The sequence below is a fragment of the Actinoplanes sp. NPDC026623 genome, from assembly GCF_040638275.1.
Lineage (GTDB): Bacteria > Actinomycetota > Actinomycetes > Mycobacteriales > Micromonosporaceae > Actinoplanes.
In genome coordinates this window covers 13,475-38,193 of sequence record NZ_JBEZXZ010000004.1, presented here as the reverse complement: position 1 = coordinate 38,193, position 24,719 = coordinate 13,475, and the positions used below count along the sequence as shown (strand labels likewise).

Annotated in this window: 23 protein-coding genes, 1 tRNA gene and 1 pseudogene; 12 read left to right on the top strand and 13 right to left on the bottom strand. The window is 68.3% G+C overall.

The features are described 5' to 3' along the window. Positions 1-148: 148 nt before the first annotated feature. From AB0F10_RS02080 to AB0F10_RS02065, 4 genes are all read left to right on the top strand, one after another. Positions 149-532 (top strand): hypothetical protein, encoded by a 384-nt coding sequence (locus tag AB0F10_RS02080; protein WP_360619948.1) that lies wholly within the window; start codon positions 149-151, stop codon positions 530-532. 7 nt (positions 533-539) lie between these two features. Next, a complete protein-coding gene (locus AB0F10_RS02075) occupies positions 540-794 on the top strand; it encodes a hypothetical protein (RefSeq protein WP_360619947.1) in 255 nt (84 codons plus the stop codon). Between the two features lie 22 nt (positions 795-816). Then, entirely contained in the window at positions 817-2,229 is a 1,413-nt protein-coding gene (locus AB0F10_RS02070) for a DUF2254 family protein (protein WP_360619946.1), read from the top strand. Positions 2,230-2,326: 97 nt separating this feature from the next. After that, positions 2,327-2,695 carry a sensory rhodopsin transducer gene (locus AB0F10_RS02065; protein ID WP_360619945.1) on the top strand — a complete coding sequence of 123 codons (369 nt, stop codon included), beginning with the start codon at positions 2,327-2,329 and terminating at the stop codon, positions 2,693-2,695. A gap of 815 nt (positions 2,696-3,510) precedes the next feature. Here the strand turns inward: AB0F10_RS02065 and AB0F10_RS02060 are convergent. Then, positions 3,511-3,873 carry a nuclear transport factor 2 family protein gene (locus tag AB0F10_RS02060; RefSeq protein ID WP_360619944.1) on the bottom strand — a complete coding sequence of 121 codons (363 nt, stop codon included), beginning with the start codon at positions 3,871-3,873 and terminating at the stop codon, positions 3,511-3,513. A gap of 280 nt (positions 3,874-4,153) precedes the next feature. Between AB0F10_RS02060 and AB0F10_RS02055 the strand changes: the two genes are divergently transcribed. Continuing rightward, the gene (locus AB0F10_RS02055) at positions 4,154-4,420 is read left to right on the top strand and encodes a hypothetical protein (RefSeq protein ID WP_360619943.1); all 267 of its coding nucleotides are present in this window, start codon (positions 4,154-4,156) and stop codon (positions 4,418-4,420) included. Between the two features lie 606 nt (positions 4,421-5,026). Here the strand turns inward: AB0F10_RS02055 and AB0F10_RS02050 are convergent. After that, a pseudogene (locus AB0F10_RS02050) lies at positions 5,027-5,632 on the bottom strand (IS6 family transposase); the annotation flags it as partial. A gap of 233 nt (positions 5,633-5,865) precedes the next feature. On the opposite strand from AB0F10_RS02050, the gene AB0F10_RS02045 reads away from it, so the two are divergent. From AB0F10_RS02045 to AB0F10_RS02035, 3 genes are all read left to right on the top strand, one after another. Beyond that, complete coding sequence (locus AB0F10_RS02045) at positions 5,866-6,843, top strand: hypothetical protein (protein WP_360619942.1); 978 nt, start codon at positions 5,866-5,868, stop codon at positions 6,841-6,843. Between the two features lie 276 nt (positions 6,844-7,119). Beyond that, entirely contained in the window at positions 7,120-7,989 is an 870-nt protein-coding gene (locus tag AB0F10_RS02040; RefSeq protein WP_360619941.1) for a C-terminal helicase domain-containing protein, read from the top strand. An 821-nt stretch (positions 7,990-8,810) separates the two neighbouring features. Then, entirely contained in the window at positions 8,811-10,001 is a 1,191-nt protein-coding gene (locus AB0F10_RS02035; protein ID WP_360619940.1) for a hypothetical protein, read from the top strand. Here AB0F10_RS02035 and AB0F10_RS02030 read toward each other — a convergent pair. Then, positions 9,955-10,896, bottom strand: coding sequence for a hypothetical protein (locus tag AB0F10_RS02030; protein WP_360619939.1), 942 nt, complete (start codon positions 10,894-10,896; stop codon positions 9,955-9,957). The two genes, AB0F10_RS02035 and AB0F10_RS02030, sit on opposite strands and share 47 nt — an antisense overlap. Before the next feature lie 355 nt (positions 10,897-11,251). Here AB0F10_RS02030 and AB0F10_RS02025 point away from each other — a divergent pair, with 355 nt between their 5' ends. Both AB0F10_RS02025 and AB0F10_RS02020 read left to right on the top strand, forming a co-directional pair. After that, positions 11,252-12,307, top strand: coding sequence for a site-specific integrase (locus AB0F10_RS02025; protein ID WP_360619938.1), 1,056 nt, complete (start codon positions 11,252-11,254; stop codon positions 12,305-12,307). A gap of 145 nt (positions 12,308-12,452) precedes the next feature. Continuing rightward, complete coding sequence (locus tag AB0F10_RS02020) at positions 12,453-14,033, top strand: restriction endonuclease (protein WP_360619937.1); 1,581 nt, start codon at positions 12,453-12,455, stop codon at positions 14,031-14,033. Between the two features lie 403 nt (positions 14,034-14,436). On the opposite strand, the gene AB0F10_RS02015 is transcribed toward AB0F10_RS02020, so the two are convergent. The 9 genes from AB0F10_RS02015 to AB0F10_RS01975 all read right to left on the bottom strand — a co-directional run bounded on the left by AB0F10_RS02015 (position 14,437) and on the right by AB0F10_RS01975 (position 22,385). Beyond that, complete coding sequence (locus tag AB0F10_RS02015) at positions 14,437-15,114, bottom strand: hypothetical protein (protein WP_360619936.1); 678 nt, start codon at positions 15,112-15,114, stop codon at positions 14,437-14,439. A gap of 63 nt (positions 15,115-15,177) precedes the next feature. Then, positions 15,178-15,426, bottom strand: coding sequence for a helix-turn-helix domain-containing protein (locus tag AB0F10_RS02010; protein WP_360619935.1), 249 nt, complete (start codon positions 15,424-15,426; stop codon positions 15,178-15,180). 189 nt (positions 15,427-15,615) lie between these two features. Further along, a complete protein-coding gene (locus AB0F10_RS02005) occupies positions 15,616-16,743 on the bottom strand; it encodes a tyrosine-type recombinase/integrase (RefSeq protein ID WP_360619934.1) in 1,128 nt (375 codons plus the stop codon). A 170-nt stretch (positions 16,744-16,913) separates the two neighbouring features. Further along, positions 16,914-16,990 (bottom strand) — tRNA-Pro (locus tag AB0F10_RS02000). A gap of 84 nt (positions 16,991-17,074) precedes the next feature. Continuing rightward, on the bottom strand, positions 17,075-18,469 hold the full coding sequence (gene der, locus AB0F10_RS01995) for a ribosome biogenesis GTPase Der (protein WP_360619933.1): 1,395 nt from the start codon (positions 18,467-18,469) through the stop codon (positions 17,075-17,077). Beyond that, positions 18,466-19,146 carry a (d)CMP kinase gene (cmk, locus tag AB0F10_RS01990; protein WP_360619932.1) on the bottom strand — a complete coding sequence of 227 codons (681 nt, stop codon included), beginning with the start codon at positions 19,144-19,146 and terminating at the stop codon, positions 18,466-18,468. The genes der and cmk overlap by 4 nt, the downstream gene beginning before the upstream one ends. A gap of 56 nt (positions 19,147-19,202) precedes the next feature. Beyond that, complete coding sequence (locus AB0F10_RS01985) at positions 19,203-19,943, bottom strand: pseudouridine synthase (protein WP_360619931.1); 741 nt, start codon at positions 19,941-19,943, stop codon at positions 19,203-19,205. After that, positions 19,930-20,790 carry an SMC-Scp complex subunit ScpB gene (gene scpB / locus AB0F10_RS01980; RefSeq protein WP_360620028.1) on the bottom strand — a complete coding sequence of 287 codons (861 nt, stop codon included), beginning with the start codon at positions 20,788-20,790 and terminating at the stop codon, positions 19,930-19,932. Before scpB ends, AB0F10_RS01985 begins: the two co-directional genes overlap by 14 nt. Before the next feature lie 521 nt (positions 20,791-21,311). After that, positions 21,312-22,385, bottom strand: a complete 1,074-nt coding sequence (locus AB0F10_RS01975) for a segregation/condensation protein A (RefSeq protein WP_360619930.1) — start codon at positions 22,383-22,385, stop codon at positions 21,312-21,314. Between the two features lie 117 nt (positions 22,386-22,502). Here AB0F10_RS01975 and AB0F10_RS01970 point away from each other — a divergent pair, with 117 nt between their 5' ends. Further along, complete coding sequence (locus tag AB0F10_RS01970; RefSeq protein ID WP_360619929.1) at positions 22,503-23,207, top strand: HAD family hydrolase; 705 nt, start codon at positions 22,503-22,505, stop codon at positions 23,205-23,207. A 4-nt stretch (positions 23,208-23,211) separates the two neighbouring features. On the opposite strand, the gene AB0F10_RS01965 is transcribed toward AB0F10_RS01970, so the two are convergent. After that, positions 23,212-24,117 (bottom strand): aminotransferase class IV, encoded by a 906-nt coding sequence (locus AB0F10_RS01965; protein WP_360619928.1) that lies wholly within the window; start codon positions 24,115-24,117, stop codon positions 23,212-23,214. Between the two features lie 38 nt (positions 24,118-24,155). On the opposite strand from AB0F10_RS01965, the gene AB0F10_RS01960 reads away from it, so the two are divergent. Beyond that, positions 24,156-24,716 (top strand): dihydrofolate reductase family protein, encoded by a 561-nt coding sequence (locus AB0F10_RS01960; RefSeq protein WP_360619927.1) that lies wholly within the window; start codon positions 24,156-24,158, stop codon positions 24,714-24,716. The last annotated feature ends 3 nt before the right edge of the window (positions 24,717-24,719 follow it).

Sequence of the window (24,719 nt, the reverse complement as noted above, 5' to 3'; positions counted from 1 at the left end):
GGGGATAGCGGTCTTCACCGCCACCCGCACGGGCATACGCAGCAGAGCGCCAGACCACGGCGTAGGCCACCGACTCGCCGCCCTCGGTGAACATCGCAACCTCGGTCGTCCGCCGGCACTCCCCTCCCTCCAAGTCCAGGACGCGGGAATGGGACCGGTGGCCCACCTGGCCGTGGATGCGGTCGCGGCCGGCGTGGCGCCGGGTACGGACTTCAGCGATCCCGGCGTGGCCGACGCCACGACGACCGTGGTCACCGCGGTCACCGGCTACGGCGTGCACCGCATGCAGGTTCCCACCCTGACCGAGACGACGGCCGGCGACCCGGACCTCACGGCGGTGCAGCGAGCCGCACGCAAGCGGCTCACGGACTTCATTCAGCGAGTCGGTCGCCTGCCGACCAGCGACCGCCTGCCGAAACCCGAGCCGTACCGCAGCGACTCTCGGCGGCGCTGGCCCGGCCGTACGCCCCGGCCGACGAAGCCCTGGCGAGCCCCGCCCGGCGCGCCGATGGCCCGGGCCTGCACTGCCTGACGCGGCCGTGGCGACCGACGGCCGCGTCGGCTGCATGGTGGTGACCGGCGCCGAGGCCGACCGGCTACGCGAAGCCGCAGCGCACGCGAGCGTGCTCACGCCGTGGCGATCCGGTGACAAGGCCTGGGACATCACGTTCCGTCCCCTGCTCCCCGATGAATCCCGCTGCACGGACCTCGCCGAGTTTGATCATGCCCGGCATGTGGATCGGTGCAGGCCCGGACCGCGCGGAGGACGGCTCGTCGATCGTTTGAAGCGCTGACGGGCAGGCAGGCAGGCAGGCAATGGTACCGGCGGCCGCTTCCCGCCGGAGACGGCGAAGACGGGCGATGCCGAGGCGCACAAGGCAGCAGCCCTCCGGTCACGGTGAGGAGTGCGACCCAGTGGCAGACCGTGTTCCCAGCGCGCAGGCCGACGACAAGCGTCTGCGCGCACGGCGGCGACTGCGCCAGGCCATGCACGAGTTTGCGGCTGTTCCGCTCGCGGTCATCGCCCTGTTCCTGCTGCTGGCGACGCTGTCCATACTGATAGATCAGAGCCATGTCAGTGCACTCGAGGCCGTCCGGCGAGCCTTCGAACACCTCGTGGGCAAGCAGGCGGCGGTGCAGACTCTGCAGTCCATTGCAGCCGGGCTCGTTACCGTCACCTCGATCACGTTCTCGGTGCTGCTGCTCGCCGTTCAGCAGACCGCGAGCACGCTGTCTCCCGTGGTCTTCGACCAATTCATGCGCCGGCGAACGAACCAGATCTTCTTCGGATTCTTCCTGGGACTCTCCCTATATTCCTACGTGGTGCTGCTTGCCGTGCAGAACGACACACCTCCCGTCCTCGGGGCCACGCTGGCCACCCTGCTGACCGTCGTGGCGTTGGCGTCACTGCTCCTGCTGGTGTACTCGACACTCGACCAGATGCGCCCCGCCAGCGTCCTGCGCCAGATCCATGACCGGACTCTGCACGGACGCCGGCACGAGGCTGACATCATCCGGCGTACCCGGCGGCGGGAACTGAGCAGCCGCCCCGTCACGGCGACCTACCACGCCCGGACCATGGGATATGTGGTGGGCATCGACCTGCGCCGTCTCGCCGGCGCGCTGCAGCAGGTCCCCGAGGCGGAGATCAGATTGTGGGTCCCGCTCGGGCAGGCGGTGGCCTTCGGCGACAGGATCGCCACGGTGCGAGATGACGACCCGGAGGCAGCGAAGCGCCTGGCCGACGAGATCCGCGGCGCCGTGCTCATCGCCGCCGAGCCGGACCCGGACGTGGACGCGACCACCGGCATGGACCAGATCGGCAACATCGCCTGGACCAGCGCCTCCACGGCCAAACAGAATCCGGAAGTGGCTCGCCGCGCGATCCACGTGCTCCGCGATCTGGTGGCCCGCTGGCTGGACGAGCCGGACATAACCGACGATGCCGAACGGTCGGCGATCGTCTACCCGGACGACGACCTGGATCACGCCCTCGACACGCTGTACGCGATCCTCGGCGCGGCTCACGAATCGCAACAGCATGCGACGGCTGCCGACGTCGTCCAGGCGTACCGAAGACTGCTCGACCGGGCAGACGGGGCGGTGGCGACACGGATCCGGGCCGACCTCGACACGGGCGGCCAGCTGCTCGAGGAGATCCCGCCGGCGCCCGTGTTGCAGGCGGTGTTGCGGCGCCTGCGCGACGACGGCCTCCAGCCCTCGCGATGATCCCCGGCGGCGCTGGCCATCCCGCATCAGAGCACACCCGTTTGAGTCCGGAAGGCCCGGGTAGGGTGCGGCCCCGACCGCGGAAGGAGAGTCGATAATGGATCCGCTCGGCGCCACCACCTGGGTCATCGCGGAGGGCTACATCCCCGGTTCGTCGAACGGCCCGGAGCCGCAGATGCTCAGCCACGAAACGGTGTGCCTGCTCAACACCGGCGACGAGGACGCGCACGTCGAGATCACGGTCTTCCTGACCGACGCGGAACCGCTCGGCCCATGGCAACTGACGGTTCCGGCCCGCCGCACCGTCCACCAGCGCTTCAACGATCTGCGCGACCCCGAGGTACCGCGGGACACCTCATACGCCAGCGTCATCCGCAGCGACCGTCCGGTCGTGGCACAGCACACCCGACTCGACTCCCGGCAAGCCGAGAACGCCCTGCTCACCACGATTGCCTACCCGGCCTGACCCGAGCCTGTCAGGGAGGATCCCATGGAAGTGGACAAGGGCGTGCTCCACGTGGAAGCGGGGACCACCGCCCCGGAGACCGGCACCTACCGCCGCCTGAGGTGCGGGTCCGAGCAGGTGGTGCAGGAGCACGACTGAATACCGGCATGCTGGTACGGGCACACCCTCTTCGAGCACCGAACCGGCTGCCAGGACTCCTCCTCCGCGTGACCGCCGGCGGCCCAGCCGCGCTGGATGTGCGGCGCCGCAAACCGTTGCATCCGTGCGATTGGCGTACACACCCGCAGGGAAGAGCGACAGCCATGCGGCCTTCATCATCGCGCTGCTGTACACCCCGGCACCCGCCGCCACTGTGCCGACCAGCGCGCCCTGATCGCTTGGCGCCCGCCCGGCCCGACGAAGTGGAGCATCCTGCTGCACTTCGCCACCGGCGGCCTGATAACCCTGATCGCCGTCGAACTGCTCGGCGGGATCGAGGACCGTTCGCCGTACGCCGTCGCGCTCGGCATCGCCGCGGGCACCGCCCTCATGACGGGGGCCTGCAATACCTGTCCCGGAGCCTGGAAACGCCGCGGCGGCGGCGCCTCCCTGGGCGTCCTCGCGGTCGACTTCGCCCTCGACGCCCTCCTGCTGGGCGTCGCCCTGCAACACGATCACTCCTCGCCGTCTCCCTGCTCTTCCTCGCCTCGAGGAACTCCTCCGCGAGGCGCACGAACGCGACGAACGGCCCTGTGTCACCAGCGCCCTGTTCCTCGCCCTGGTCGTGTTCCTGCTGCTGGAGCAAATCCTCGGATAGGCCCACGGGGCGCCGCTGGTCAGGCCCAGGGCGTCTGCTGATGCAGCACGAGCCGCCAGCCTTGCGGACGGCGCACATACGTGCTCGACGCCGTCGCCCGGTATGGCGTCTCCAAGGGACGGCAGGCGGTGACGTCGTAGACCACGACGGCAGCCTCGCCCAGCTGCGCCACGTGGCGCTTCACCACGTCGTACCACTCCCACGGGGGCGCACCGTCCCAGGACACCAAGGTCTGTGCCTTGTCGAGCAAGGCGCCGGGCACGACGACGACGGCGTCATCGGCCAGCATCACCTCGTAAAAGGCCCGGCCCTGGCCTCGGCACAGGGCGGCCCATCCTCGCTCTTCCAGGGACATCAGCTCTTCTATCCGCGTCTCGGTCATGCCCGCCCACTACCCCGCGCCGGCTTTGACCAATACACCGCTCCCGATGGAGGCGCCGGCGTGACACGTCAACGGCAGCCGGCCCGCACGAGCGCGGGCAGCCACCTCGAACACCGCGGGCGGCACCGGCCGGCCCGGCTGCGAGCAGTCCGCTGCGGACCGGCTGGCCGGCGACATGGCAGATGTGGCCGGGAAGAGGTGCAGACGGTACGGACGGAGTTCGTCGAAGCGGCCCGTCCCGCCGCTTCGGGCGCGATCCTCCTCGGAGCGGCCGCTGGCTGTGCCGTTCTGGGCATCGGGGGCGGCGTCGGCCACCGTACTGCGCATCCTGGAAACCTCTCTGCCGCGAAAACTCGCCGCGGCGGGCCTGACCGCGGGCTACTTCACGGGCGCCGCCGTGCTCGGCGCGGTGGGTCTGCAGCAGTTGCGTGAGGCCGGGGGCAGCTCCCAGCTGCTTGCCGAGGAGATCCAGGAAGCGATCTCCGGAACGGTGACCCGGATCCGCCGGGCCGGGGCGGCAGCCGCCCGCGACGTCCACAGCGACTGAGCGAACGGTGACAGCCGGTCCGCGCCTGGCCCGGGGAACACCGGGACGCAGACCGGCCGGATACGACCGCCGATGGTACGGCCCGACCGGCGCGCCTACCGGTCGGCCCGGGCGCCGAGCGGTGTCCCCACCTCGAGGGGAGTGGTGTCCCCCTCGAGCGGCTGCCCCGACAAGCCCTCTGTCGAGGTGGTGTTCTCGACGGCAGGCGCTGCGCTCCCCCGCTACGTCGCTCCGGAGGAGGAGTGCCCCCAACGGGGCGGAATCTCACGGCGCCCGGGCGTGGTGGGGGCAGGGTCCGCGCGGCCGGACGGCCGCGGGAAGATGACGGTCGCGTCTGAAGTGCCGCTTTGGCGTTGCTGCACGCCCCCGTGGTGGCCGGCGTCGGACGCCGGCGCCTGCCACCCTGACCGCCAAGCGTGGGTCGAGATCGGAACGCTCGCCGAGTCGGCCACTCTCACCTCGGAGCTACGGGGCCAGCCGAGGGGCGCCTCATACCAGGACGTTGCACTGGGAGGCCGGAAGATGTCCGCACAGCGACGGAGCCGGCCCTCGGGGCTCCGTTGCGTTGCGGGATCAGCGGACACGCTGAGCCCGGCCAGACAGTTGTCAGATCGCTTGGGCGAGTTCGGTGAACGCCGCAGCGACCCGCAAAGCCGGGCGAGCGTCGACTCCGAGTTCGTAGTGACCGCGGCGCAGATTTTGCAGGAACGCGTGCCCGGCGATCACCACCTGCCCTGTCCGATCAGTCTGTAGCCCGCGCATCGGTCGCAGCCGGCGCCTGAGTTGACCGTGATCGACCTCTATCGGGTTGTTCGCGTACCGCTCGACGTGGTGCCACGCCGAGGGCACCAGCTCGTCCAGCACGCCCGGGTAAACCGGCGCGGCATCGGTGACCACCTCAGTCGGTATTACCTTGAGCATCCGCAGCGCCCGCGTGAAGAACCGGCGAGCGGCCGCGGCGTCCCGGCGGGCCGACAGCAGCACGTCGATGACCTGTCCGTGCTGGTCGACCGCCCGGTAGACGTAGCGCCACACGCCGTTGACCTTCACGTAGGTCTCGTCAACGAACCACCGGTCACCGGGCAAGTGCCGAGCGAACCGAGCCGCGTCGGCCAACAGCGGCGTGAACCGCTGCACCCACCGGTAGACCGTCACGTGATCGACCTCGATCCCCCGCTCGGCGAGCAGCTCCTCGACGTCGCGGTACGACAGCCCATCGCGCTGGCGCTGTCGCTACTTCCGGGGTGCAGATTCGTGGGGGTCCGGTCGGCCGCCGCGGAAGCGCGGCGTGGCGGACCGCACGCGGGCCTGGGTCCGATCAGGCCGATAGGCAGGCCACCGTTTGCGATGGAACACCGAGCGGGCGTGTGCACGGATCTGCCGATGATAATGCGCCGACTCACCCCGACACGTGGTGCCCGGCTTAACGGGATGTGCCCTGGAGAGTGGCTAAGGACAATCCAAATCGCTGCTATCCTAAAGATGTGAAGCTCGCAGCGTCTTTGATCAGGTGGACAGCTCTCACCCTCCTGCTTGTGGCCAGTGCGGTAGGGGGTTTCGCGATTTACAAGGATTTCCCATCCGGGCCGCACCGATTCTCCGCCGTCGCTGTCGGATTTAACTGCCCGGAAGGGTCAAGTATTGAACTATCAGCACCGCCTGAACTGAATTTATCTTTGCATTCCGACAACACATACGATGCAATGCTTACTGTGACCGCCGCCACGGTTGGCCCCCATTCATGCAAAGCGGGAATTGATCTCCCGACCGGCGCCGCAAAGGTCCCACAGCTTCCGGACGACCAATTTTCTGTTCCGCAAGGTGCCATAGAAGGTCTAAGTGCTGGCGTGATGACCGCTCCTCTGCCTTTCAAGCATGGGGATGATGAACCAGAGCCGGTAGTCGCAGTCTATACCGGTACGGCCGGCTTTCGGCGGGATGGGTGGGGCCGAGGTTCGTTCTCCATAATGCTCGACAATGGAATACCTTCGCCATTCGAGCTTGCGCCATATCCGCGCAATCCTGATGATCCGGAAGCCCCGGCGGTAAAACTCTCTATATTGCTTCCTCGCGATAAGGCGGACTTGGTGCGGATCCTGCCGACCACCTCCCGCGATGATGCCTTGAACGGAATTAGCTGGGACAATATCAAAAATGAGTCGCTGTACAGTGTGACGTTCGAGGACTCTCGGACTAGGTATTGGGTCGATCATCTGATAGATGCAATGACGGTTACTATCGGCGCGCTTCTCGGCGTGATTCTCGCGGTGCAAGGCGCTGAGCCCGCAGAAAAGAATGCTAAGGAGACAACGAGTTCGAGGCCAACTGCTGATAACGCTGTGTCGCCGCCCCGGCTACCGAAGATGACCGATTTTCCGGGGACCGCAAAGCTTCGCAAGAGGATTGCAAAGGGCGGAAGCTGAGTTCTGACGAAGCGCCTGCCAAACGGCAAGAACATGCACTCTTCTGCCGCCGATAATGCGCACCGACCACCGAGCCGTCACGCTTGGTGGTCACGCCGTGTCTGACCGGCGTCCGAGCGCGCCGAGTCCGCTCTTGGGTTTGTTGCCGGCAACGGACGGCGTTCAAAGCTACGAGAGCGACGGCAGCAGCTAAAACGAATCCAGCCGAGGCTCCCCACGCCAAAGCGGCAGCTGGCACACACGCTCGTCCCTCGAGACCGTGGTTTCGTCCACCCGGTGCGCTTCCGTGAACGCGTCGCGCAGGTGTACCTGCGGCGCAACCAGGAAGATGTGCTGCGGGAGTTGCCGGAGCTGGTCGAGGAGAACGACTGGGTCGAACTCGACACCGCCGAAGCACGCGTGTACGCCGACGCGGTGGCACGCCGCCACTTCCCCGACATGCGCCGGGCCGCCTACGCCCCTGTCGGCACCGTCACCGCCAAGATCGACCGGTTGCTCGACATCGTCGCCCAGTCGGCCGCCGAGGGCTGGAAAGTCGTCATCTTCTCCCAGTTCCTGGATGTCATCGAAGCGGTATCGGCTGCCTTGGCGAAGTCCCCGCAGATGCTGCTCACCGGTAAAACCCCAGCCGGTCGGCGGCAGGAGGCGATCGACCGATTCACCGCGCACCACGGGCATTTTGTGCTGATCGGGCAGATCCAAGCGATCGGTGAAGGCATCAACCTGCAAGCCGCGTCCGTGGTCGTGCTCACCGAACCCGCACTCAAGCCCTCCACCGAGGAGCAGGCCATTCGCCGTGTATACCGGATGGGGCAGGCCGCTCGGTGCAGGTATACCGGCTGCTGGCCAAGGGTTCCGTCGACGAGCATCTCGAGGCGATCCTGCACGACAAGCGCAGACTATTCCAGGCGTACGCGCACGACAGCGACGCGAAAAGGGCCCACAGCAGCGCGACCGACCCCAGCATCGTCGACTACGAGATCAGCGACGTCGATCAAGAGGGCATCATCGACACGGAGATCGAGCGTCTACGTCATGACCAAAATCGTCGTCCCGCCCGTGGAACCGGTTGATCGCACCGTTCAATGCAGCTGCCATGCGCCACGGTCAGACGCGCGCAGTAAAAATGGGGGTAAATGCGAGTGAATCTCGATCGCGACCTTCAGCGGTTGCGGGATCAGGCGTATACCGATGTCGGTCGGTGTTCGGGACGCACGCCCGTGCGCTCCGCGCTCTACCACCTGACCCGCGGCCACATCGACCGCCGACCGCGGTACACCGTAGGCCAGCTGCCGACGTTGCGGACACCGTGGCAGGACACCGTCTCTGGCCGGTACTTCGGATGGCGCTGCCGGCAAGCGAACCTTTACGGCGGGCAGGCGTTCGTCGTGGAATATGTCATCTGCCCGTACTGCCAGATCGGCTGGGTGGACAAGCCTTACACGACCGAGCCGTACCAGCGGCATGGACTCGCCGCTGCCGCCCTTCGGGCCTTACGGGCCGAGCACCCAACGTTGGTGTGGCACACCGGCAGTGGGCACATGCGGCTATCGAGGCCCTTCTGGTCTGCTGTCGGCGACGGTGCTCCCGGCCGATATCTACCCCGAGATCTGTGCGCCCATGTCGCCAGGCAGGGAGGGCTGCTTCCGCGATGGCAACAAGCACAGTAGGCCCGACTTGTTCGCGCGGGGCTCCCCCGGCAATTTGGCCTGCTCCATGCAGTCTGACGGCGGATGTTCGTGGATGCGCGCAGCGGTGCCCGGTGAAGCTGAGCGCCTCGCATAGTGCACGCGTCGTAGCGCAATCGTCTACGCATTGTGCACTATCGTTGTATGCCATTGGTGGCACGGGGATTAGGCGGGCTCATCGATGCGACTCGCGCCGACCTCGGTGTCGGGGCGCCGTGGGAGAGCATCCATCGGGTACGACCGCGGGTCACCCTGACCTGTGCTGCCTGCGGCGAGTCGATGCACGCCAAGGTGTCGCCACTCGGATTGCGGTTCTTCGCGCACGACGCGGCGCGTGCGGACTGCCCGCTCACCGGGGAGACAGCAGATCATCGGCTGCTCAAATCCGCGATCGCCGCCGCAGTTCGTGGAGCCGGGTGGCACGCCACGCTGGAGGCGACCGGGCCGCAGGGCCGGTGGCGTGCCGATGTGCTGGCGACCTCACCGGACGGTGGCCGGCGGGTGGTGTGGGAGGCGCAGCTCGCGCGGCAGCACGACGACGACACCCGCGCGCGGACCGAGCGGTACACCGGTGACGGTGTCGAGGTCGTGTGGGTGTTCGACCGGCCAGTAGCTTCGGCGGTGCCGGCGGTCATCGTGGAGGTCGAGTACAGCAGCATCCGCGTCGCTGCGCCCCTCGTGCGTCTGCACGTCGACCGATGCCAGCCGGGCGCCTGTTCGCGTTACCGCGATCTGCCGGTGGCGCCGCCGTGCCCAGGCCATGAGCGGTGGGAGCCGGCCACGCTGGACCTGGACGCCTTCGTCGGGCTCGTGTGCCGCGATGCCGCCGTCTGGGTGCGCCTCCCGGCCGCCGGGAACATGCATGACGCCAGAACAGGTCGATCTGCCGGGTGGTGGTGGACCAGCCCGGTATATCTGCGGCGCGCCGAGGCTGTCCATGACGCCCAACGCGCCACGGACACGCAGGTCACCGGCGAACGCGCGGCGATGCAGCAGGCCAGGCATGAAGCGGAGCAGCAGCGCTCGCAGCTGGAACGGCGGCGCCTGGCGGATGCCGAGCGGCACGCGGAGCGCCTTGCCGCGCTTGTGGAGCGGCAGGAGCGGCTAACGCCGGTGGTGATCCGGCAGGTGACCGGGCAGATGGGGACGCCGCCGTGGCATCTGCCGGCGGATTTTGAGCACGCGATGGGTGTGTCGGTCCTCGCCGGGCATCATGCTGTGGCGGTGGTGTGTCCGGTCGCCTCCCGTATTACCGGTGAGGTAGCGGACCGGCTCGCTGGCGTCACGGTGTACGTGGCCAGTGAGGGAGAGCAGCGGGCGATCGCACGCAGGTGCCGTCGCGGCCAGCGCATCGTGCTGCTCGCCGACGATGACCCACCGTGGGACGCTCCTCGGCACAGGGGTCGGCGGCGGGTTTCCGGTTTCATCGACGGAAGCGTCGACGGCCGTCCCGAGGTGTCATGTTGCTGAAGGTGCGAAACCAGGCCGCTGGCCGGTAGTCGCCCATGCCCGCCTGGCGGTTGGCGTCGGTGTCGGGGTCTTCGATGCCGTCGTACTGCTCGTCGAATAGGCTGAGGATGTCGTTGTCCTGGAGCAGGACTTCCAGGGCTAGGTCCCAGTCGTAGTCGTCGTCATGCCTCGGCAGGGCCGCAAGCATGTCCGGGGTCGGGCCCCATCCGTCGGCGATCGCGGCCTGTGCTGAGCGCAGCATCAGGTGCAGGGCCATCTCCTCGCCCGGGCAGGTCGGCTGGGGTCGGTGGCCGGTGGCGAGGTCGGTGGTCAGGTCGTCGAAGGCGCGGGCGGCCTGGCGTCGCCAGACGGCGTCCTGGTTCCAGGTGATGCGCGGGTATTCGCTGAATGCGGCCCAGGTGCTGTCGTCGGTGACGGGATCGTCGCCGTGGTGCTGGACGTCGTCGTAGGCGAAGTCGGCGTGGATCTGTGCCACCGCCCACAACGCGGCCGCGGTGCGGGGTGTCAGCTGATAGCCCGAGCAGGCGTCGCAGTCGTCGGCTCCGCAGTGGCACAGCGGGAACAAGGTCGCGAAGTCCGGTTCGTCGCCGGCATCTTCGTCGTGGTCTTCGTCGGTGATCGAATGGTGGGAGGCGAGGATCTCGACGCCGTCGTCGGTCATGACCATGGCGTGGGCGTCGGTCACCCAATCGAGTGCTGCCGAGGCGTCTTTGCTGATCTCGTCGAAGGTGGCGGCCCGGATTTCGTCTGGGCTGCGGTCGGCCTCGGGTAAGAACTGCACGGCTTTGACCTGTTCAAGGGCGGCCTGCTGGAGGCTCGCCTCGTCGGTGACCTCGACCGTCACCTCGGCTTTGATGGTGAATCGCCGTCGCCGTTGACCCATGGCGGCGAGCATACGGCCGCCGCGGGGCGGATAACACCAGCTGGCCGGTGGCGTGCCTTGAGAAGGAGGCGGCCAACGCGGCGGGGATGCTCGAAGGAGAAAGCCCGGTTCATACGCTGGTGGTAAAGATCGGGGATGACGGTCCCCATGACGGGCGACAGACCTCGATCGGTTTACACGACACACTGCATCTGCGAGGAACGCTCGGGTCATGACATCTATGACGCAACGAGGAACCTCGGTCCTGCTGCGGTGGCGGTTCGACGGCCACCACCAGTGCTGCACGTTCCGCGAGCCGGCCGCCGTCAAGGCGATCGCGGCGAAGTACTACATCGAGTCGCGACATCATCAGGTCACCAGCGCCCAGGTGTACGCGGCGATCGACCCCGGCTCCCCTGGTGTGGAGCGCACGGCGACGCCGCTGTTGCGGGACTGGATCGAGCACTGGATCCGGATGAAGATCGACGTCGCCGCCAGCACTCATGACGAGTACGCGCAGCTGTTGCGCCGCCGGGTCGTCCGCGATCTGGGTGATCTGCGGGTCGGCGACATCAGCCGCCACGATCACCTCGACCCGTGGAAGGCTGCCCTCGCTCAGCAGCTGCGGCCGGCCAGTGTTCGCAAGCATTGGGCGGTGCTCAGCCAGGTGCTGCGCGATGCGGTCCCGTTGTATCGGCCGGACAATCCGATGCGCCGCCCTGACGGGCAGCGCAGCAACGGCCTGCCCCGCATCGTCGCCTGGCAGGCGTGCCTGCTTGATCGCGGGCAGGCGAGCGTCCTGCTCGGAGCCTGCCGGCCGGCGCTGCGGCCTCTGGTGCTGGCAGCGCTCGGTACGGGGATGCGCCTGGGTGAGTTGCTCGGCTTGCACGCCGGTCACGTGTGCTTGGACGGGTCGAGCCCGGCGGTGCGGGTCGAGCAGGCTTTGTCGCGCACCGGTGAGCTCGGGCCGGTCAAGACGTCGAAGTCGCGGCGCTCGGTCCTGCTGTCACCGCAGACCGCCGCGCTGTTCGCCGAGCTGGTCGACGGGAAACAGCCGAGCGCGTTGGTCTTCTCCGCGCCCGAAGGCGGCCCGTGGGATGCCGGGAACATGCGGTACCGGTACTGGCGGCTCGCCGTCGCCGCGGCGCAGCGCTGCGATCTGCATCCGCCGCTCCCCGAAACCGTGGAGAAGGCGGACCCTCTGGCGGTCTCGGCCTGCGGATGCCCGGCCCGGCTGCATGCGGCGCCGCGGTTTCATGACCTGCGGCATTCGCACGTGGCGTATCTGATCGCGGCCGGCTGGGACTTCTACATGATCCAGCTGCGGCTGGGGCATGCGTCGATCAAGACGACGTTCGATACCTACGGTCCCCTGCTGCCTCATGGTGAACGTGACCGGCTTCAAGCCCTCGACGAGCGGCTCCCCGCTCCCCCGATCCGGTAGCTCCGATAGGCGGTCGACTTCTCTACGGCGATCACGTAGGCGGTTCGGCTGATTACACTTTGGAGTTTCGGGACGGTAATGTGCTCCGCGTTCGCACGTGACGCGGGAGGATTCGTTGGCTCGGCGTAAAGGCATCATCGCTTCCATGCAGCGCGAGCACGCCCGGCAGATCCGGGCAGCTCAGCAGGCCCAGACGGCGTACGTCCGCCAGCAAACCGCGATGCGCCGGGCCGCCGAACAGGCCACCCGCGCCGCGCAGCGAGCCGCCGTGGCCGACGAACGCGACCGTAAACGCCTCTACCTCGAGGCCCGTGCGGCCGAGGTCGCCGCCGACAACGCCGACATCCAAGCCCACCTCGAAGAGCTCGAACAGCTGCTGCACTCCACCCTCGAGGTCGACGACCACATCGACTTCACCCGGTTGAGGAAACGGGTCCAGCATCCCCCGTTCAACCCGGGCCAGCTGGCCCAGCCGATCCCGGGACCGGACTGGCGGCGCTTCGAACCACCCGCACCGACCGGCCTCGGCAAGATGTTCGGCGGCCAGGGCAAGTACCAGCAGCAGCTCGCGGCCGCCCAAACCCAGTTCCAGCAGGCCCAAGGTCAGCACGCCGCCGCCGAGGCAGACCGGCAGCGCCGGCTCGCCGCAGTTCACCAGCAATACCAGCAGCACTGCCAGCGCGTCGAAGCCGAGGCCGCCGCCCAGAACGCAGAGATCGACCGGTTCGCGGCAGCGTTCGCCGCCGGGGATCCGCAGGCTGTCGTCGACTACTTCGGCATGGTCCTCGCGAACTCGGTCTACCCCGACGACTTCCCCCAGCAGTACCGCGTCGCCTATGTGCCCGAGTCCCGGCAGCTGGTTGCCGAGTACGAGCTGCCCACCCTGGATGTCGTGCCGGCGGTCAAGGACCATCGGTACGTCAAGACCCGCGACGAGATCACCTCCACCGCCCGGCCGGCCAAGGACATCCGCGAGCGCTACACCTCCGTGGTCACCCAGGTCACCCTCCGGACCGTGCATGAGCTTTTCGAGGCCGACCGCACCGGCCTGGTCGATACCGTGGTGTTCAACGGCGTCGTGGACACCACCGACCCGCGCACCGGCCAAGCCGTCCGCCCGTGCCTGGTCACCCTGCGCACCACCCGCAATCAGTTCACGACGATCAACCTGGCCAAGGTCGACCCGGCCGCGTGCCTGCAACACCTCAGCGCCTCGGTGTCCAAACGTCCCGAAGAGCTCGCGCCGGTCCGGCCGGTTCTGGAGTTCGACATGGTCGACAAGCGGTTCATCGACGAGGTCGATGTCCTGGCCGACCTCGATGAACGCCCCAACCTGCTGCGCTTGAACCCGTACGAGTTCGAATCGCTGATCCAGAACCTGTTCGCCAAGATGGGCCTGGACACCAAACAGACCCGGGCCTCCCGCGACGGCGGCGTCGACTGCGTCGCCTACGACCCTCGCCCGATCTTCGGCGGCAAGGTCGTCATCCAGGCCAAGCGATACAAGAACACCGTTGACGTGTCCGCCGTCCGCGACCTGTTCGGCACCCTGCAGAACGAAGGAGCCTCCAAGGGCATCCTCGTCACCACCAGCGGCTACGGACCCACCTCATACGAATTCGCGTCCGGCAAACCGATCGAACTCATCGACGGCGCCAACCTGCTCTACCTGCTCGCCGAACACGCCCAGCTCCAAGCCCGCATCGACGCTTCCGAACTCGAGTAGCGGATCCGGGCAGGGGTCGGCAGAGGCTTCCCTTCGATGTCATGTCCCCTGCCGGCCACGGCAGGAATGATCTCGGCGAAACCACGAGGTAAGCACAGCCTGTAAAGCGTCCTAGGAACCTGGGTTTTAGATCATCGCGTCAAGTGTTTGGAATTCGTGCAGCTCGCCGCAAGAATAAAAACGCGCACATCAAGCGCACCAAAGCCATTGAGATGAGCGAATATAAGCCGGTCGCGCACCCCCTGACCCCCACACTGCCAGTGTGCCGGTCGTTGCCGGCGCACGCCGTGGAGGCAAGGGGCTTCCGTCCATTCTAGAACTCGGCAGCCCCTCCCCCACCCCCTCCCTCGCCCCGATTCGATGCACTCGGCGCAGCCCTTCATTACGCAGTAGCCGCCCGGCGTCAGGCTTGCTCTGGCGCCTTTAACTCGATCGAGAAGGCGTGCACGTGGGCCGGCCCGTCGCCGGTGGGCTGGAACCACGACTGAACGCGCATGTCCGTTGAGCCAAACCGAGCAGCGAACTTTTCGTCGTTCTCGAAGCCGTCCATGTCCGCCCGGTAAAGCCATTCGTGGTCCACGTCCTCGAATGCAGCGTCCTCAAACCCGAGGTAGAGCTCCCGGGCCTGTTCGCGGTCGACGAGTCCGTGGTCCACGAGCAGGTACTGCGCTCGCCGGATGACAAGGAACAGCGCCAGAGCCTCCCCGACCGACGCCGGCGGCATCCACTGCTCCGCAGACCACCGGCCGGTGATCATGACGGTCGCGACGTGGAAGTTGCGAGCGAAGCGCCCGTTGTACTGGTGGGCGAATCGCCTGGGTAGGTCCTCGAGGACGAAGTAGGCGCCCTCGCTGTCAGCAATGCTGCCGCCGCCGTCTCGGGCCAACGTCTCGATGTCCTGGAACAGCTCGTCGATGATCGACGTAGCAGCCATGACCAGCGCTCCCGCGGCTAGCAGCGGCGTTTCCTCGTCGCCGTCCGTGGCGAAGGTTGCCGGTTCGAAGGCGCGGATCAGCTTCGCGTGATCCATGGTCCATTTGCGCCAGTCGACCTCGGGCTCGTGAGCCTGCGAGTCACTCATCTGTCCATCCTTTCTCTCATGAGCGAGTCACGTCGATGCCCGCTCTTCGAACCTTGCGGCGATTCATCCGTGCGAGGGAACTCCGTCGTCTACCGGCCGGGCCGCGCCGGTCGCGCCAAGGACCGTCAGTAGGCCCTCGACGGACACGACGTAGCGCCGGCCAATCCGGATGAGGGGCGCGGGGAAGTCGCCGGACCGCGCCAGCGTGTAGGCGGTGGTCCGGCCGATGCCCAGCACCGAAGCCGCCGTCTCAATATCCGTCGCCATTCCGAGCTCTCGTACCTGCGCCACCGTCCATGCGCGTTTGGCCATCCGGTCCCCCTTGCCGTTGTCGCGCTCCCCGCAGCCCGTATTGCTCGTGACAATTTGGGACCAGCAGGGAGATCTGCTCCTTGATAGAGCGCACCACAACGAGCACGACAGGGGCAGTTGTCCGGGGCTGTCTTCTACTGTTCGGCCCCGGCCCGCTGACGGCCGAGGCCCGTACACGCCCCGGGGTCGTTAAGCGGCTTCTTCGCCGAGCGCGGAGTCCATCAGCTCCGCAGCTTTGCGTTCGCTCTCGGGCAAGACGTGGGTGTAGACCTCCCGCGTGGTCCGGGCGTCGGCGTGACCGAGCCGCTTCTGCATCACGTGCTCCGGAACACCCGCGTCCGCTCCCGCCGTGGCCGAGGTATGCCGGGCATCGTGCAGCACGATCACCGGTACGCCAGCCGCCATGCAGGCGTTCTCCCACTGGTCGGTGTAGTAGCGCGGGTAATAGGGCTCGCCATCCTCGCGAGGAAAGACCCAGCCGTGATCGTGGTAAAGCAGCCCGGCGGCCGCCTTCTCCTTGTCCTGGCGAGCTTTGTGCTCACGAAGAACCCGGACCATTGCAGGGCCGATCGCGATCGCGCGACGGCTCTTGCCCTTCGGCGCCTTCTCCATGACCTTGTTACCGGAAATCGTGCGCTGCCAGTGGATGTAAACGATCCCGTTGTCGAGATCGACCTTCGACCACTTCAAGCCGGCGATTTCACCGCGCCGAGTTCCAGCGACCACCGCGAGAGCCCACGCAGCATACAGGCGAACATCGCGATGAAACTTAAGGAACTGCTTCGACTGCTTCGGCGTCCACACGCCTTTGCGCCCTTGGTCCTCGCGTTGAGCCGGCCGCGGCTGCCGCACCGCGCCGAGGTCGATCCCGAGGTCTTTGAACGCCTTCATCAACACCCGGTGCACAGTCCGGACGGTCGTCTCCGACAACGGCTTCTTGCCGTTGCCGCCTTCTTTCACGAGCGTCTTGTACATGTCCTGGACGACGCGCTTGTCGAGGCTGTAGAGCTGCCGACCGCCGATGTGCGGGATCACATACATCCGGAACAGATTGCGGTAGTTGTCCAGAGTGGTTTCTTCAATATCGAGCTCCCGCTCCGACAGCCAGCCGGAAAGCTCGGCGGCGACACTGCCGTCCGCGCCGATCGCAGCCTCGCCGAACGCCTTGCGTGCTTCGGTTTCGGCCTTCTCGGCCGCGGTCTCGCTGGGAAAGCCTCGTCGCTTGTGTTGGCGTCGCCTCCCGTCGTCGCCGGGAGGCAGATCGATGACGAAGAACCAGAGAGTCTTGGTGGAAGTTTGGTACGAGCCGACGGTCATCTGGGGTACCCCCGTGGTCACAGAGCTGAGCTGACCTCATCCACGGTAGGCCTGTCTGTGACCACGCCCGTGACCACAAGATCCACTAGAGCGATCTTGTGAGCTCGATGCCAATCGATAGAAAAAGCCGCTGACCAGGATTTTCGTCCTCATCAGCGGCTTCAAAACACTGGTCGGGCTGACAGGATTTGAACCTGCGACCCCTTGACCCCCAGTCAAGTGCGCTACCAAGCTGCGCTACAGCCCGATGCCACGCCCCGGTACCCCAGTGCGCGGCAACCTCAACAGCCTACCAACACCCTCACCCCGGCCACACACCGGCATGCCGGCGTCAGCCGTGCGCCTTGCCCCGCCCGCCGGGCCCCAGCTTCTTACGCGGCCGAACCGACACCTCGATCGGGCTGCCCTCAAAGCCGAACTCCTCGCGAAGCTTGCGCTCCACGAACCGCTGGTAGCCCGCATCCAGCGGCGCGGTCGTGAAGAGCACGAACCGCGGCGGGGCCACCCCGGCCTGGGTGGCGAACATGATCCGCGGTGCGCGGCCGCCCCGGACCGGGTGCGGGGTGGCCTGGGTCAGCGCCGTCAGCCACTGGTTGAGCGCCCCGGTGAGGATCCGCTTTTCCCAGCTTGCCAGGGCCTTGCGGATGGCCGGCGCCAGCTTGTCGACGGCGCGGCCGGTCTTTGCCGAGATGTTCACTCGGATGGCCCAGGGGATGCGCTTGAGTTCCCGGTCGATCTCCTTCTCCAGGTAGTTTCGCCGGTCGTCGTCGACGAGGTCCCACTTGTTGAAGGCGATGACCAGGGCGCGGCCGGCCTCGACCACGGAGGTCAGCACCCGCTGGTCCTGTTCGCTGATGACTTCTGCGGCGTCCAGGAGGACCACGCCGACCTCGGCGGCCTCGACGGCGCCGGCGGTGCGCAGGGAGGCGTAGTACTCGGTGCCGGAGGCGTGGCTTACGCGCTTGCGCAGGCCGGCGGTGTCGACGAACTGCCAGATGTCGCCGTCCATCTCGACCAGGCTGTCGACGGGGTCGACGGTGGTGCCGGCCACGGAGTCGACGACCGCGCGTTCTTCCCGGGCGAGGCGGTTGAGCAGGGAGGATTTGCCGACGTTCGGGCGGCCGACCAGGGCTACCCGGCGGGGGCCGCGCGGGCCGCCTTCGATGATCTTCGGGGCGGGGGGTACGGCGGCGAGGATCGCGTCGAGCAGGTCGCCGGAGCCGCGGCCGTGCAGTGCGGAGATGGGGAAGGGTTCGCCGAGGCCGAGGCTCCACAGGGAGACGGCCTCCAGCTCGATGGCCTGGTTGTCGGCCTTGTTGGCGACCAGGATGACCGGCTTGTGGCTGCGCCGCAGCATCTTGACGGCCTTCTCGTCCACGTCGGTGGCGCCGACGGTGGTGTCGACCACGAAGATGACGACGTCGGCGGTCTGCACGGCGATCTCGGCCTGCGCCGCGATGGCGGCGGCGCGGTCCTTGGCGTCGGGTTCCCAGCCGCCGGTGTCGACGACGGTGAAGCGGCGGCCGTTCCACTGGGCGTCGTAGGGCACGCGGTCGCGGGTGACGCCGGGCTTGTCTTCGACGACCGCTTGGCGGCGGCCGATGATGCGGTTGACCAGCGTCGACTTGCCGACGTTGGGTCGCCCGACTACGGCGACGACGGGGACTGGGCCCTCGGGGACGGTGTCCTCGGGGGATTCCAGCACGAAATCAGGGGCCTCGCTCACGGACTCACCTTGCTGTTCAACATGCTCAGGAGCTCCGCCACTACCTCGTCGATGCCCATGCCCGTGGTGTCGAGCGTGGTCGCGTCTGAGGCTTGGCGGAGCGGGTCGGCTGCCCGGCTCGAGTCGAGCTTGTCGCGGCGCGCCAGGTCCGCCTCGGTGGCGGCGACGTCGGTCGCGTCCTCGGCGCTGCGGCGCTGGGCGCGTGCGGCGGCGGAGGCGGTCAGGTAGACCTTCAGGTCGGCGTCGGGGGCCACGACGGCGGCGATGTCGCGGCCTTCGACGATGATCCGCGGCGCGCCGGCGATGATGGCCCGCTGGAGCTGGACCAGCATCGTGCGGACGGCGGGGACGGCGGCCACGGCCGAGACGGCGCCGGTGACCTCGGGGCCGCGGATGGCCGCGTCGACGTCCACACCGTTTGCCTCGAAGTGTGGCGCCGACGGGTCGGTGCCGATCGACAGGTCGGTCTCCCGGGCGATCTTCGTCACGTCGTCGGCGTTCTGCAGGTCGACGCCGGCCTGCAGCACCGCCCAGGTGATCGCCCGGTACATCGCGCCGGTGTCGAGGTAAATGCCGTCGATCGCGGTGGCGAGCCGACGGGAGACGGTGGACTTGCCCGATCCCGAGGGACCGTCGACGGCCACCACACACCGTTCGGGCCGCACTGCTTGCGCCACCGTTACCTCCATGAAGACCGAAGAATCAAAGACCTATTGTGCCCGGCTCGCGAACGTCAGTCGCCGACGGCCTTGAACAGGGCGCCGACCTCGGCGTTCGACAGGCGCCGGAAGCCGCCGGGGCGCATGTCACCGAGGCGGATCGGGCCGACGGCCGTGCGGACCAGGCGGGAGACCGGGTGGCCGACCTCGTCCATCATCCGGCGCACGATGTGCTTGCGGCCCTCGTGCAGGGTGATCTCGATCTGGGCGCTCTTGCCGACCGCGTCGATGAGCTTGAACGTGTCGACCTTGGCCGGGCCGTCCTCGAGCTCGACGCCGCCGAGCAGGCGGCGGCCGACGTTGCGCGGCAGCGGGCCGGCGACCTCGGCCAGGTAGGTCTTGGAGATGCCGTAGGACGGGTGCATCAGCTTGTGTGCGAGCGCGCCGTCGTTGGTGAGCAGCAGCAGGCCCTCGCTGTCGGCGTCGAGCCGGCCGACGTGGAAGATCCGCTGTTCGAAGTTGCCGAGGAAGTCGGAGAGCTCGTTGCGGCCCTTCTCGTCGTCCATGCTCGAGACCACGCCGCGGGGCTTGTTCATCGCCAGGTACACCAGTTTGGTGTCGGTGATGATCCGGGAGCCGTCGACGTGGATCTCCGCGGTGGCGGGGTCGACCTTGTCGCCGAGCTTGGCGATTCTGCCGTTGACGGTCACGCGCTGGCGGAAGATCAGGTCTTCGCAGGCACGGCGGGATCCGACTCCTGCGGTTGCGAGGATCTTCTGCAGCCGTATGGAGGCATCCTGATCAGCCTGAGGCATCGAGCACTTCTTCCACGTCGTCGGGTAGGAACGGGGCCAGCGGCGGGAGCTGGTCGACCGAGTTGAGGCCAAGCTTCTCCAGGAACAGCGCCGTGGTGCGGTACAGGAATGCCCCGGTCTCGCCCTCAGTGCCGCATTCCTCGATGAGGCCGCGAGTGTTAAGCGTACGCATGACGCCGTCGCAGTTCACACCGCGGATGGCCGAGATGCGCGACCTGGTTACGGGCTGCTTGTAAGCAACTACAGCGAGTGTCTCCAGGGCGGCCTGAGTAAGCCTCACAGACTGCCCATCCAATACAAACCGCTCCACATACGGCGCATATTCCGGCCGGGTGTAGAGACGCCAGCCACCCGCCGCGCGCCGCAGGTCGAACCCGTGCCCGGCCGCCGTGTAGCGCGCCGAGATGTCCTCCAGCATGGCGCCGATCCGCTCGGCCGGCTGCTCGGTGATCTGCGCGAGCTGCATCTCGGCCACCGGCTCGTCGACCACCAGCAGGATCGCCTCGAGGGTCGCGCGCAGCTCGCCGTCCTCCATCGGCTCCGGCTCCGGGTCCGGATCTCCCTTTTCCGTACGGGGTGACGGCCGAGCAGAAGCAGCACCGTCGCCCTTGCGGCGACGCCCCTGAGCGGGGATGCCCGAACTGGGCCGCGCCTGCGCCACCTCGGCATCCGCGGCGAAGAGCGCCTCAGCGGACGGCGAGGCCGGCGAAGCGATCTCGTCCCCGTCCCGCCCAGCGTGGTCCTCCGCGGCCGGCTCGTCGTCCTCCGGCCCCGGCACGAGCTCGGTGATCGACAGCTCCACCTCGGCGTCGTCGTCCGCGGCCGCGTCGAGGACGTCAGCCGCCATCGGCGCGTCGACAAGCGGCGACGAGCCGTCCTCGTGCTCGACCGCCTCCGCGACCGCCTCGGGCATCGGTAGCTCGGGACCGCCACCGACCTCGGTCGGCTCCGGCTCCACCTCGCCGGGCAGCTCCTGCGGCGCGTCGACGGTCGAAGAGCCGCCGGTCTCCCCCGGGAACGGCGGCAGCTCGGCCGGCGCCCCGGTCCCGCCCTCGGCCGGATTCGGCCCCTCAAACGCGAAATCGGAGTCGTCCCCGTCATCCGCCGGGCTCGGCTCAGCCGAGACCCTCGTCCCACCCTCAGCCGGATTCGGCCCCCCGAACGCGAAATCGGAGTCGTCGCCGTCATCAGCCGAGACCCTCGTCCCACCCTCAGCCGGATTCGGCGCCTCGGACGCCGGATCGGAGTCGTCGGCCGCGGCGGCCCGCTGCGAGTCCGCGTAGTCCTGGTCGGGTGGGCGCGGCGCGCGCTCCCACGGCGGCACCCAGGACGCCGCCTGCGCGGCAAGGGACTCGGGTCGCTCGTCGGTCATCGCTGTTCCTCGTCGATTGAATCTGTGGATGCGGTTTCCCGGTCGAAGCCGCCGTCCGCGCCGAATTCGGGCTCCGCCGGATCGGAGCCGGCAACCTCACCCGAAGCCGTCTCATCGAGATCGTCGGGGTCGGTGGCCGCCGTGTCGGGCTCCGGTGGGGTGCCCTCGTAGTCGTCGATGTCGAGGTCACCCTCGATGTGGTCGCCGCCGACCCAGCGGACCGTCATCTCCTCGAGCGACACCGGCTGGTCGAACTCCACCAGCCCCTCGCGGTAGAGCTCCAGCAGCGCCAGGAACCGGGCCACCACCTCCAGGGTGTTCTCGCAGTCGGCGATCAGCAGGCTGAACGTCGCGGAGCCGGCCCGGCGCAGCCGGTCGCGGATCAGCGCCGCGTGCTCGCGCACGCTGACCCGCACCTGGTGGATGTGCGCGATCGACACCTCGGGCGGGCCCGGCTTGGGCAGGAACTGCTTGAGCGCCAGTTTGAGCAGCCGCTCCGCGCCGATGCCGAGCACCAGATCGGGCAGGGCTTCCGCGTACCGAGGCTCCAGGGAGACCGCGCGCGGCCAGCGCCGTGCGCCGATCCCCTCCAGGTCCGCGATGACGGCCGCGGCCTCCTTGTAGGCCTTGTATTGCAGCAGACGGGAGAAGAGCAGGTCGCGGGCCTCCAGCAGGGCCAGGTCCTCCTCGTCCTCGACCTCGGCGGCGGGCAGCAGGCGCGCCGCCTTGAGGTCGAGCAGGGTGGCGGCGACCAGCAGGAACTCGCTGGTCTCGCCGAGGTCCCAGTCGTCGCCCATGGCCCGGATGTAGGCGATGAAGTCGTCGGTGACCTGGTGCAGCGCGATCTCGGTCACGTCGAGCTTGTGCTTGCCGATGAGCTGCAGCAGCAGGTCGAACGGGCCGGTGAAGTTTGTCAGCCGCACGGTGAATTTGCCGGAGTCGGCCTCCGCGGCGGCGTCCAGCACGGCGGCGTCGGCGGGACCCGGCTCGGCGGGCGGCGGCGACGGGACTGGCTGTTCAGGCACGTGCTGACGGTAGTCCACGGGTCCGACAGGCTGCTCCCGGCTCATGCTCTATCCCCCGCGACGTCGAGTGCAGCTCCCCTCAAGGTCAACGCAGCGGTGGACGAGCGGTAACTGTCCGTGCGGGGTTAGTCGGCGAGCCGCACGAATGTGATCCTTGGTGGCATGACGACTCGGGTGGCGATGTGGTCGGGCCCGCGCAACATCTCCACCGCCATGATGCGCAGCTTCGGCTCCCGGTCCGACACCGTCGTGGCCGACGAGCCGCTCTATGCGCACTATCTGGCCGTCACCGGCCTCGACCATCCCGGCCGCGACGCGGTGCTGGCGAGTCAGCCGAACCGGTGGCAGGACGTCGCGGCGGCGTTGACCGGCCCGCCGCCGGGCGGCGCGGCGGTGCACTACCAGAAGCACATGGCCCATCACCTGCTGCCCGGCATGGGCCGGTCCTGGCTCGGCGCGCTCACCCACGCGTTCCTGATCCGCGATCCGGCCCACGTGGTCGCCTCGTACGCCCGGGTGCGCGGCGAGCCGGCGCTTGCCGATCTCGGCTTCCCGCAGCAGGCGGAGCTCTTCCGTGCCTTCGGCGGGCCGGTGGTCGACGCCGCCGACGTGCTCCGGGATCCGGCCGCGGTGCTGGGCCGGCTCTGCGCCGCGCTGGGCCTCGACTTCGACCCGGCCATGCTGCACTGGCCGCCCGGCCCGCGGGCCACCGACGGGGTGTGGGCGCCGCACTGGTACGCGGCCGTGCGGGCCTCCACCGGGTTCGCGCCCTACGATCCGGCGCCGGTCGAGGTGCCGGACCGGCTGCGCCCGCTGGTCGAGGCGGCCCAGCCGTTCTACGACGAGTTGGCCGCGCACCGGCTCTGAGGGCTCACTGCCCGACGATCGGGGTGCCGTGTGCCCGGGCGTGCTCCTGGTAGAGCCGGGCGATCCGGCCGGTCAGGTCCCCGATGTGCCCGGCGCCGATCGGCCGGCCGTCGATCATCGTGACGCCGGCGATCTCGCCCATGGTGCCGGTGCAGAACGCCTCGTCCGCGGCGTACATCTCGGCGAGGGACACGTCGCGGACCACGGCCGGGATCGCGGCGGAGCGCGCCAGGTCCAGCACGGTCTGCCGGGTGATTCCCTCCGGGCAGGCCGCCGTGGCCGGTGTGGTCAGCGTTCCGCCGATCACCGCGAACAGGTGGGTGGCGTTGGTCTCGGCGACGAAGCCGCGCCCGTCGAGCATCAGCGCGTCGTCGGCGCCGGCCACGGTCGCCTCGATCTTCGCGAGGATCGAGTTCAGCAGGTTGGCGTGGTGGATCTTCGGGTCGAGCACGTCCGGGCCGGGGCGCCGCACGCTCGCGGTGATCAGCCGCAGCCCGGTGGTGTCGTAGACCGGCGCCTTGTACTCGGCGAGCACGATCAGGGTGGGGCCGGCCCGGTTCAGCCGCGGGTCCATCCCGCTGGTGATCTTCACGCCGCGGGTCAGGGTCAGCCGGATGTGCACGCCGTCGAACATCCGGTTGGCGCGCAGCGTGGCCGCGATCGCGGCGGTGATCTCGGCGTCGGCGGGCACCGCCGCGAAGTTGAGCGCGGCGGCGGAGCGCCGCAGCCGGGCGAGGTGCGCGGTGAGTCCGAAGATGCTGCCCCGGTAGAGCCGCAGGCCCTCCCAGACCGCGTCGCCGCCCTGCACCGCCGAGTCGAACGGCGAGATGCCGGGCTCGTCGCGGTGCCGCAGCACCCCGTTGACCCAGTAGACGATGTCGGCATTGCGCTCGTCGTAGCCCTGCAACATAAATGGATCATATGGCCGTCGCGACTACCATGGATCCGATGGCGAAGCTGGTCTGCACCGGCAACATCTCACTCGACGGCTACATCTGCGACGAGAGCGGCGGGTTCGACTGGAGCGCGCCCGACGACGAGGTGCACGCCTTCATCAACGACCTCGAGCGGCCCATCGGCACCTACCTCTACGGCCGCCGCCTCTACGAGGTGATGGCGTACTGGGAGACCGCCGGCGAGCAGCCGGGCCTGGCGCCGGTCGCCGTCGACTACGCCGCCGTGTGGCGGGCCGCCGACAAGATCGTGTATTCCGCGACCCTCGATGCCGCGACCACCGCCCGCACCCGGATCGAGCGGACCTTCGACCCCCGGGCGGTCCGCGAGCTGAAGCTCACGGCGGAGCGCGACGTGAGCATCGGCGGGCCGACGCTCACCGCGCACGCCTTCCGGGCCGGGCTCGTCGACGAGGTCGTCCTGTTCATCTCGCCGGTCGCCGTCGGCGGGGGCACCCGGTTCCTGCCGGCCGGGATCCGGGTGGAGCTCGACCTCATGCGGGAGCGGCGCTTCGGCAACGGCGCCGTGTTCCTGAATTACCGCGTCAGGCGCTGACCC